This window comes from Nocardioides sp. P4_G4 (assembly GCF_056401085.1).
The window spans coordinates 1-8,114 of sequence record NZ_JBFUKA010000134.1 but is presented as its reverse complement, the minus strand read 5'-3'; the positions used below and the strand labels follow the sequence as shown (position 1 = coordinate 8,114).

Annotated in this window: 9 protein-coding genes and 1 pseudogene; 5 read left to right on the top strand and 5 right to left on the bottom strand. The window is 72.5% G+C overall.

The genetic code is table 11. The features are described 5' to 3' along the window. The 3 genes and pseudogenes from AC1DQF_RS20565 to AC1DQF_RS20555 form a co-directional block, all read left to right on the top strand. A pseudogene (locus AC1DQF_RS20565) lies at positions 1 to 370 on the top strand (aldehyde dehydrogenase (NADP(+))); the annotation flags it as partial. Further along, entirely contained in the window at positions 367 to 1,689 is a 1,323-nt protein-coding gene (locus AC1DQF_RS20560; protein WP_477527090.1) for an enolase C-terminal domain-like protein, read from the top strand. The pseudogene AC1DQF_RS20565 and the gene AC1DQF_RS20560, both read left to right, overlap by 4 nt. Before the next feature lie 74 nt (positions 1,690 to 1,763). Further along, positions 1,764 to 2,846 (top strand): hypothetical protein, encoded by a 1,083-nt coding sequence (locus tag AC1DQF_RS20555; RefSeq protein ID WP_477527089.1) that lies wholly within the window; start codon positions 1,764 to 1,766, stop codon positions 2,844 to 2,846. Positions 2,847 to 3,405: 559 nt separating this feature from the next. Here AC1DQF_RS20555 and AC1DQF_RS20550 read toward each other — a convergent pair. After that, positions 3,406 to 3,885 carry an NUDIX domain-containing protein gene (locus AC1DQF_RS20550; RefSeq protein WP_477527088.1) on the bottom strand — a complete coding sequence of 160 codons (480 nt, stop codon included), beginning with the start codon at positions 3,883 to 3,885 and terminating at the stop codon, positions 3,406 to 3,408. A gap of 2 nt (positions 3,886 to 3,887) precedes the next feature. Continuing rightward, entirely contained in the window at positions 3,888 to 5,066 is a 1,179-nt protein-coding gene (locus AC1DQF_RS20545) for a pyridoxal phosphate-dependent aminotransferase (RefSeq protein WP_477527087.1), read from the bottom strand. A gap of 44 nt (positions 5,067 to 5,110) precedes the next feature. Here AC1DQF_RS20545 and pyrE point away from each other — a divergent pair, with 44 nt between their 5' ends. Continuing rightward, positions 5,111 to 5,653, top strand: a complete 543-nt coding sequence (gene pyrE, locus AC1DQF_RS20540) for an orotate phosphoribosyltransferase (protein ID WP_477527086.1) — start codon at positions 5,111 to 5,113, stop codon at positions 5,651 to 5,653. A 30-nt stretch (positions 5,654 to 5,683) separates the two neighbouring features. Here the strand turns inward: pyrE and AC1DQF_RS20535 are convergent, their stop codons facing one another. Further along, entirely contained in the window at positions 5,684 to 6,424 is a 741-nt protein-coding gene (locus AC1DQF_RS20535; protein WP_477527085.1) for a DedA family protein, read from the bottom strand. Positions 6,425 to 6,460: 36 nt separating this feature from the next. Here AC1DQF_RS20535 and AC1DQF_RS20530 point away from each other — a divergent pair, with 36 nt between their 5' ends. After that, complete coding sequence (locus tag AC1DQF_RS20530) at positions 6,461 to 7,135, top strand: TrmH family RNA methyltransferase (protein WP_477527084.1); 675 nt, start codon at positions 6,461 to 6,463, stop codon at positions 7,133 to 7,135. On the opposite strand, the gene AC1DQF_RS20525 is transcribed toward AC1DQF_RS20530, so the two are convergent. Continuing rightward, positions 7,118 to 7,672 carry a SigE family RNA polymerase sigma factor gene (locus AC1DQF_RS20525; RefSeq protein WP_477527083.1) on the bottom strand — a complete coding sequence of 185 codons (555 nt, stop codon included), beginning with the start codon at positions 7,670 to 7,672 and terminating at the stop codon, positions 7,118 to 7,120. The two genes, AC1DQF_RS20530 and AC1DQF_RS20525, sit on opposite strands and share 18 nt — an antisense overlap. Continuing rightward, positions 7,669 to 8,114: hypothetical protein (locus AC1DQF_RS20520; protein ID WP_477527082.1), on the bottom strand; the 446-nt coding region annotated here is incomplete at its 5' end. The genes AC1DQF_RS20525 and AC1DQF_RS20520, both read right to left, overlap by 4 nt.

Below are 8,114 nucleotides of genomic sequence, written 5' to 3'. Positions count from 1 at the left end.
GTACGACGACGTGGACGCGCTGGTGCCTCGGCTCGCCGAGCTCGAGGGCCAGCTCACCGCGACCGTCCACGCGACGGCCGCCGACAGCGCGGACGCCGCGAAGCTGATCCCGACCCTCGAGCTCAGGTGTGGCCGCATCCTCTTCAACGGCTGGCCGACCGGCGTCGAGGTGGGCCACGCGATGGTCCACGGCGGTCCGTTCCCGGCGACCTCCGACGGCCGCACGACGAGCGTCGGCAGCCTCGCCATCGAGCGCTTCCAGCGTCCGGTCGCCTACCAGGACGTCCCTGCGGACCTCCTCCCCGAGGCGCTGCGCGACGACAATCCGTGGGGGCTGACGCGTCGCATCGACGGGACCCTCGAGGCATGAGCACCACGATCGCCCGGGTCGACGTCGTCCCGGTCGCCGGGCACGACTCGATGCTGCTGAACCTGAGCGGCGCGCACGGCCCCTTCTTCACCYGCAACATCGCGATCGTCACCGACTCCGAGGGCCGCGAGGGCCTGGGCGAGGTGCCGGGCGGGGAGGCCATCCGCAGCACGATCGCCGATGCCGCCGAGCTGCTCGTCGGCCAGCCGGTCGCTCGCTTCCGGACCCTGCTGCGCCAGGTCGCGACCCGCTTCGCCGATCGCGACGCCGGGGGGAGGGGCCTGCAGACCTTCGACCTGCGCACGACGATCCACGCGGTCACGGCGCTGGAGTCGGCCCTGCTGGACCTGTCCGGCCAGGAGCTGGGCGTGCCCGTGGCCGAGCTGCTCGGTGACGGTCAGCAGCGCGCCCGGGTGCCGATGCTCGGCTACCTCTTCTACGTCGGCGACCCCGACCGCACCGACCTGCCGTACGTCCGCGAGCCGGACGGCGCGGACGCGTGGGAGCGCGTACGCCGCGAGGAGGCGATGACGCCCGAGGGCGTCGTACGGCTGGCGGAGGCGGCGCAGCAGCGCTACGGCTTCAGCGACTTCAAGCTCAAGGGCGGTGTCCTCGCCGGGGAGGCGGAGGTCGCCGCGGTCACCGCGCTGCACGAGCGCTTCCCCGACGCGCGGATCACCCTGGACCCCAACGGCGGCTGGCTGCTCGAGGAGGCCGTGCGGCTGCTCGAGGGCACCGACGACGTGCTCGCCTACGCCGAGGACCCGTGCGGCGCCGAGGGCGGCTTCTCGGGCCGCGAGGTGATGGCCGAGTTCAAGCGGCGTACCGGTCTGCGCACCGCGACCAACATGGTGGCCACCGACTGGCGGCAGATGGCCGACGCCGTGCGGACCAACGCGGTCGACATCCCGCTCGCCGACCCGCACTTCTGGACGATGGCCGGCTCGGTGCGCGTCGCGCAGCTCTGCCACGACTTCGGCCTGACCTGGGGGTCGCACTCCAACAACCACTTCGACGTCTCGCTGGCGATGTTCACCCAGGTCGGTGCCGCGGCACCGGGGGAGATCACCGCGCTGGACACGCACTGGATCTGGCAGGACGGCCAGGGCCTGACCAAGGAGCCGCTGCGGATCGTCGACGGCCACATCCGGGTGCCCGAGGCGCCCGGACTCGGGGTCGTGCTCGACCGCGACCGCCTCGCCGAGGCGCACGCGCTCTACCTGGAGCACGGGCTGGGTGCGCGTGACGACGCGACGGCCATGCAGTACCTCGTGCCGGACTGGAGCTTCGACCCCAAGCGCCCCTGCCTGGTGCGCTGAGTCCGGTGCGCTGAGTCCGGTGCGCTGACGTCCCGGCGGGGGCACGCTCACCACGTCTTTGATGGAATGACCCCGTGAGCACCCACCCGAGACCGCGTCAGACCACCTTCGCCGGCGGGATGATCGTCCTCGGCTCCCTCTTCCTGCTCCTCACGGTGTGGGAGTCGATGACCGGCCTGCGGGGGATCGAGTCGCGCGACGCGATCGAGGACTTCCTGGCCGACGCGCCCGGCAACGGCATGGGCCTGACGGTCGAGGGGACGCTGCAGGCCCTGCGCGTCGTCGCGACGGTCGCCGGCGTGTGCGCGGCCGTCTCGGCGGTGCTCGGCGTCTACGCCCTGCTGGGCCACCGCGCCGCCCGGGTCGGGCTCTCGGTGCTCGCCGTCCCGCTCTTCGTCACCGGGATCGTGGCCGGGGGCTTCATGTCGTCGATCGTCGCGGTCGCCATCGGGCTGCTGTGGCTCTCGCCCTCGCGCGAGTGGTTCAGGGGCGAGGCCGCGGTGGACCGTACGCCGCCTCCCGACGCCGCGAAGGCGGCCGTCTGGCCGCCGCCGCTCGCCCCGGGCGTGCGCCCGGACGCCTCCGCTGATGCGCCACCCGTCGAGTCGTCCCCGTCCTCCGCGGCGGGTCCCGCTCCTGCTGCCGGTCCCGCTTCCGCGCCTGCGCCCGTTTCCGCCCAGCACGGCACCTGGCCGAGGCTGCCGCCGGTGCCCGTGCCGGACCGGCGCCCCGAGGGTGTGATGGTGGCCTTCGTGCTGACCCTCGTCTCGGCGGGCCTGGTGCTGCTGCTCACCGCGATCAGCATGGCCGCCATGGCCCTCTCACCCGACGCGCTGATGGAGGAGGTGCTGCGCCAGCAGCCCGAGCTCGCCGACCAGGGAGTCACCGAGAGCCTGCTCCGGACCACGACCTTCGTCATGGGCGGCATCGTGATGATCTGGGCCGCCGCCGCGGTGGTGCTCGCCTTCCTCACCCTGGGACGTCGCCGCAGTGCCGCCCTGGGACTCATGTTCTCCGCCGCCGTCAGCGCCGTGATGTGCATCCTCGGCACCTTCGCCTCGCTCGTGCTCGCCCTCCCGGCCTTCGCCTCGATCGTCACCGTGGCCGTCCTGCGCCGACCCGATGTCCGGGCGTGGCTTGCCGGGGGCCGGGGCTGACCCGCCGACCGGGCACTTCCTGGCCGCTGGGCGCGCCGACCGGGCACTTCCTGGCAGTTGGGCGCGTCGAGCGTCCTTCCGGTGCGGCGGCGTGCGCAACTGGCGGCGTACGACGGGTGGATCGGCGAGACCCTTGTCGTCCGCCGCCAGTTGTCGGGGCCGGGACCGCGGCCTTGTCGTACGCCGCCAGTTGAGGGGCGCCGGGACTCGCCCGGCGGCAGCAAGACGCGGCGAGCGGGCACTTCCTGTCCCTTGAGCGCGCCGACCGGGCACTTCCTAGCAGCTGGGTGCGTCGAGCGTCCTTCCGGTGCGGCGGCGTGCGCAACTGGCGGCGTACGACGGGTGGATCGGCGAGATCCCTGTCGTCCGCCGCCAGTTGTCGGGGCCGGGACCGCGGCCTTGTCGTCCGCCGCCAGTTGAGGGGCGCCGGGACTCGCCCCGCGGCAGCAAGCCGCGGCGAGCGGGCGTGACCAGGGGAGATCTGAGGTCCCACCGACGCAGACAGGACGCGATGGTGGGCGGACGGGCGGGTTGGTGCGTGGTCAGCAGTGACGCGCGGTCACAGGGCGACGATCTCGCGCACTCGCGACGGGATTCCCTCAGCACGCACGATGGCCAGCTGCGCACCCAGGTCCCGCGGACTGAAGGTCACGACTCCGGCGGCAACCTCGTCCGGGGAGAACCACCGGATCCCGTGGACGTTCTCCGCGACCAGGTCCACGCGTGGGCGCGGCTCGAACCGGGCGGCCCGCACGAGGTAGGTCATGTCCGTCTGTCCGTCCCAGTGCGCCATCGGGAACATCCTGGTCAGGCGCCACACGGGGCCGCGGATGTCTGCGCCCTCGAGGCCGAGCTCCTCGGCCAGCTCCCGGTGCAGTGCGTCCCGAGGACTCTCGCCAGGATCGATGCCACCTCCCGGACAGGCCCAGAACCCGCCCTCGATCTCGAGCCCCTCCCAGTCGAAGTGCACGAGCAGGACGTGGTCGTCGTCGTCGAGCAGGAGGGCTCGGACGGCCCGCCGCAGCCGTGGCCCGGGCACGCTCAGCGCCGGGACAGGTCGGCGGCGGCGAGGCGACGTACGCCCTCGCTGATCACGTCGGCCTCCTTGCAGAACGCCCAGCGCACCAGGTGCCGGCCCTCCTCGACGTCGTCGTAGAAGACCTGGGCAGGGATCGCGACCACGCCGGCCACGTCGGGCAGGGCCAGGCAGAACTCGAGCCCGTCGGCCCAGCCGAGATGGCTGATGTCGGTGGTGGCGAAGTAGGTGCCTTCGGGTACGCGCGCGGTGAGTCCCGTGTCGGCGAGCCCGGCGACCAGCAGGTCGCGACGCTCCTGCAGCGAGGCGGCCAGCGCCGCCGGGAAGTCCGGCTCATGGTCCAGCGCGTGCGCCACGGCGGGCTGCAGGGGTGATCCGGACGTGAAGGTCAGCCACTGCTTGGCGGCCAGCACCGCGCCGACGAGCTCGCGCGGGCCCGTCGCCCACCCGACCTTCCAGCCGGTGAACGAGTAGCTCTTCCCGGCGCTCGACAGCGTCAGCGTGCGCTCCCGCATGCCCGGCAGCGTCGCCAGCGGGACGTGCCCCTCGGTCGACAACGCGTCGTCGAAGACCAGGTGCTCGTAGACCTCGTCGGTGACGACGACCAGGTCGTGCTCGATCGCCACGTCGGCGACGGACTGCAGCTCCTCGCGGGTCAGCACCGTACCCGTCGGGTTGTGCGGGGTGTTGAGGAGGATGAGCCGGGTGCGCGGGGTGATCGCGGCGCGCAGCTCGTCGGCGTCGAGGCGGTGGTCGGGGGCGCGCAGGGTGACCGGGCGGCGTACCCCTCCGGCGAACTCGATCATCGCGAGGTAGGAGTCGTACCAGGGCTCGAGGACGACCACCTCGTCGCCGGGATCGACCAGCCCGAGCAGTGCGGCGGCGATGCCCTCGGTGCACCCGGTGGTCACCACCACCTCGCTGTCAGGGTCGATCTCCAGGCCGTAGTGCCGCTGCTGGTGGCGCGCGACGGCCTGGCGCAGCACCGGTACGCCGGTGCCGGGGGCGTACTGGTTGGCGCCACCCTCCAGGGCTCGCACCGCCTCCGCGATCACCGACGGCGGGCCGTCGACGTCGGGGAAGCCCTGGCCGAGGTTGACCGCCCCCGTGCGCACCGCCAGGGCCGACATCTGGGAGAAGATGGTCGGCGGGACGGCGGCGATGCGTGCTGACGAGGTGCGCATGCTCGCGAGGGTAATCGGGCCGTCGCCCCAGTAGGCTCCTCGCCGTGGCCGACAAGACCCCCGCTGACGAGACCCTTGCCCGTGACATCGACGCGACCTGCCGCCTGACCGGGGAGTTCACCCTCCGCTCCGGACAGGTCGCCGACACCTACTTCGACAAGTACCTCTTCGAGGCGCAGCCGGTCCTGCTCGACCGGGTCGCCACACAGATGCTCGACCTGCTGCCCGAAGACACCGAGCTGCTCGGCGGCCTCGAGCTCGGCGGCATCCCGATCGCGACGATGGTGTCGGCCAGGACCGGCCTGCCCGCCCTGTTCGTGCGCAAGAAGGCCAAGGAGTACGGCACCTGCAAGCTGGCCGAGGGGCCGGACGTCGCGGGTCGCCGGGTGACGATCATCGAGGACGTGATCACCACCGGCGGCGCGGTGCGCGACGCCACCCGGGCGCTGCGCGAGGCCGGGGCGACCGTCGAGGTCGTCGTCTGCGCCATCGACCGCTCGCCGGCGGGGGAGAACCCGCTCGCCGACGTCGGCCTCGAGGTCCGCGCCGTGCTCACCCGCGCGCAGCTGGACGCCGCCCAGGCCTGACGGCCCGGAGCGAGGTCCGCGAGGTATCGCTCAGAGCGGCCCGACGTCGCGACCGGAGATGTCGCGGTCGGGTCGACCGTCGCGGTCGTTGTCGTCGGCCTCGTGGCCCGACGTGCGCCGGTGCCGGTGCCACTCCCACAGGATGGGCACCACGGAGAAGGCGAGGATGACGATGATCGCCTTGTCGATGTTCTCGCCCAGCGACGGGAATGCCGCGCCGAGGAAGAACCCGAGCAGGCTGATCGACACCACCCAGCCGGTCGCGCCGACGAGGCTCCACGTGAAGAAGCGGCGCCGGTCCATGTGCGTCACACCGGCCACCACGGTGATGTAGGTGCGCACGAACGGCACGAAGCGTCCGATCACGAGCGCCTTGTTGCCGTGCTTGTCGAAGAACGCCGTGGTCTGGTCGAAGTACTTGCGCTTCAGGATGCGCCCGTCGCGCTCGTAGAGCGGGGGCCCGATGGCGCGGCCGATCTCGTAGCCCGCGATGTTGCCCGCCACCGCCGCGAGGATGAACAGCACCATCGCGATCAGCAGCTCGACGGCGGGCGGACCGGGGAAGACGTCGATCTGCTCCGTGGCGAGGAACAACCCCATCGCGAAGAGCAGGGTGTCGCCGGGCAGGAACGGGAAGAAGAGTCCGCACTCGATGAAGATGATCACCAGGCTGAGCCAGAACATCGCCTCCCCGAAGTGCTCGAGAAGCCAGGCGGGATCCATCCAGTCCATCCCGAGCAGCAGGGGATGGAGGGAGAGCAGCAGGGTCACCGGCTCACCCTAACTTCCGCGGCCTAGGGTGCCCCCATGGACGACGAGCGGGCGCCGTACGACCCCATGCCGCACGGTCCGGCGGAGGTCGGGGTCGGCCCGTGGGAGGGCCCGTGGCCGACCGGTCACGAGTACGACGCGGCGCTCCTCGCCGAGGGTGACCGGCGCAACGTGGTCGACCGCTACCGCTACTGGACGCTCGAGGCGATCGTCGCCGACCTCGACACCCGTCGCCACGACTTCCACGTCGCCATCGAGAACTGGCAGCACGACTTCAACATCGGCACGGTCGTGCGCACGGCCAACGCGTTCCTCGCCCGCGAGGTCCACATCGTCGGCAACCGGCGGTGGAACCGGCGCGGCGCGATGGTCACCGACCGCTACCAGCACGTCCGCCACCACCCCACGGCCGACGACCTCGCCGGCTACCTCCACTCCCTGGAGCGTCCCGTCCGGCTGATGGGCATCGACAACCTGCCCGGCTCGCAGCACCTCGAGACGATGGAGGTGCCCCGCCGTGTCTGCTTCCTGTTCGGGCAGGAGGGCCCGGGGCTGTCCGAGCAGGCGCGGGTGGCGTGCGACGGCACGTTCTCCATCGCCCAGTTCGGATCGACGCGCTCGATCAACGCCAGCGCCGCCGCGGCCATCGCCATGCACTCCTGGGTCCGGACGTACGCCGACCTGTCCGGCGACTCAGCCTGGCGAGGCTGAGCCCGCGGAGCCCGAGCCCGACGCGTTCGACCTCGAGCCCGAGCCCGCGGGGCTCGAGGTGAGCGCCCTCTCCATCGCGACCAGCCCGCGCGAGGAGTGGCTCTTGACCGTGCCCTCGGCGATCCCGAGCTCGCGTGCGGTGTCCGCGACGGGCAGCCCGAGCCAGTGCCGGAGCACGATCACCTTGCGCTGCATCTCCGGCAGCGCCTGGAGCGCGTCGAAGAGTGCCGAGCGCTCCTCCACGTCCCGGTCGGCCGGGGCGGCGGTCTCCGGCAGCTCGTCGGTGACCCGCTCGCGGCGCCACGGCCGCCGGTGCTCGTCGATGTTGGCGCGCACCATGATCTGGCGGACGTAGGCGTCCTCGGTGCCCTTGCCGCACACCCGCGGCCACGCGACGTACAGCTTGGTGAGGGAGGTCTGCAGCAGGTCGTCGGCGCGGTGCCAGTCGCCGCAGATCGCGTAGGCGATCCGGCGCAGGTGCACCTGTCGCGCGGCGACGTAGTCGGAGAAGGCCGCCTCGCGCTCGGCCCGCCTCATCGCAGTCCCTCCCCGTTGTCGCCCTGCGCAGCGAGGTGTCGCAGGAAGGCCGCCATCGTCGGGGCCTGGAGCACGGCCGGGTCGACGGTGGTGGTCTGGTCGGGACCGACGAGGGCGAAGACGACGGTGTCGTCGGCCAGGCGGAGCCGGGCCGCGAACATCTCGTCGACCGGTCCGTACGCCGCCGCCTCCTCGGGCGCGGGCACGGACTCGAGGACGGTCACGCCCGCGGGTACGCGGAGCTCCCCGCCGACGCTGCTCGCCACCTCGGGCTCCTGGAGGCCTCGCTCCGCGGCCACCGTGGCGTCGAGCCACGAGTCGAAGTCCGAGAAGCGCTTGCCCGGTGCGTCCCACGTCGCCCCGCTCGTCCCCCGGTTCGACCAGGTCAGCAGGATCCACTCGGCCTCGCCGCCGGCCTCCGGGCGGGCGGCGATGCCCCACT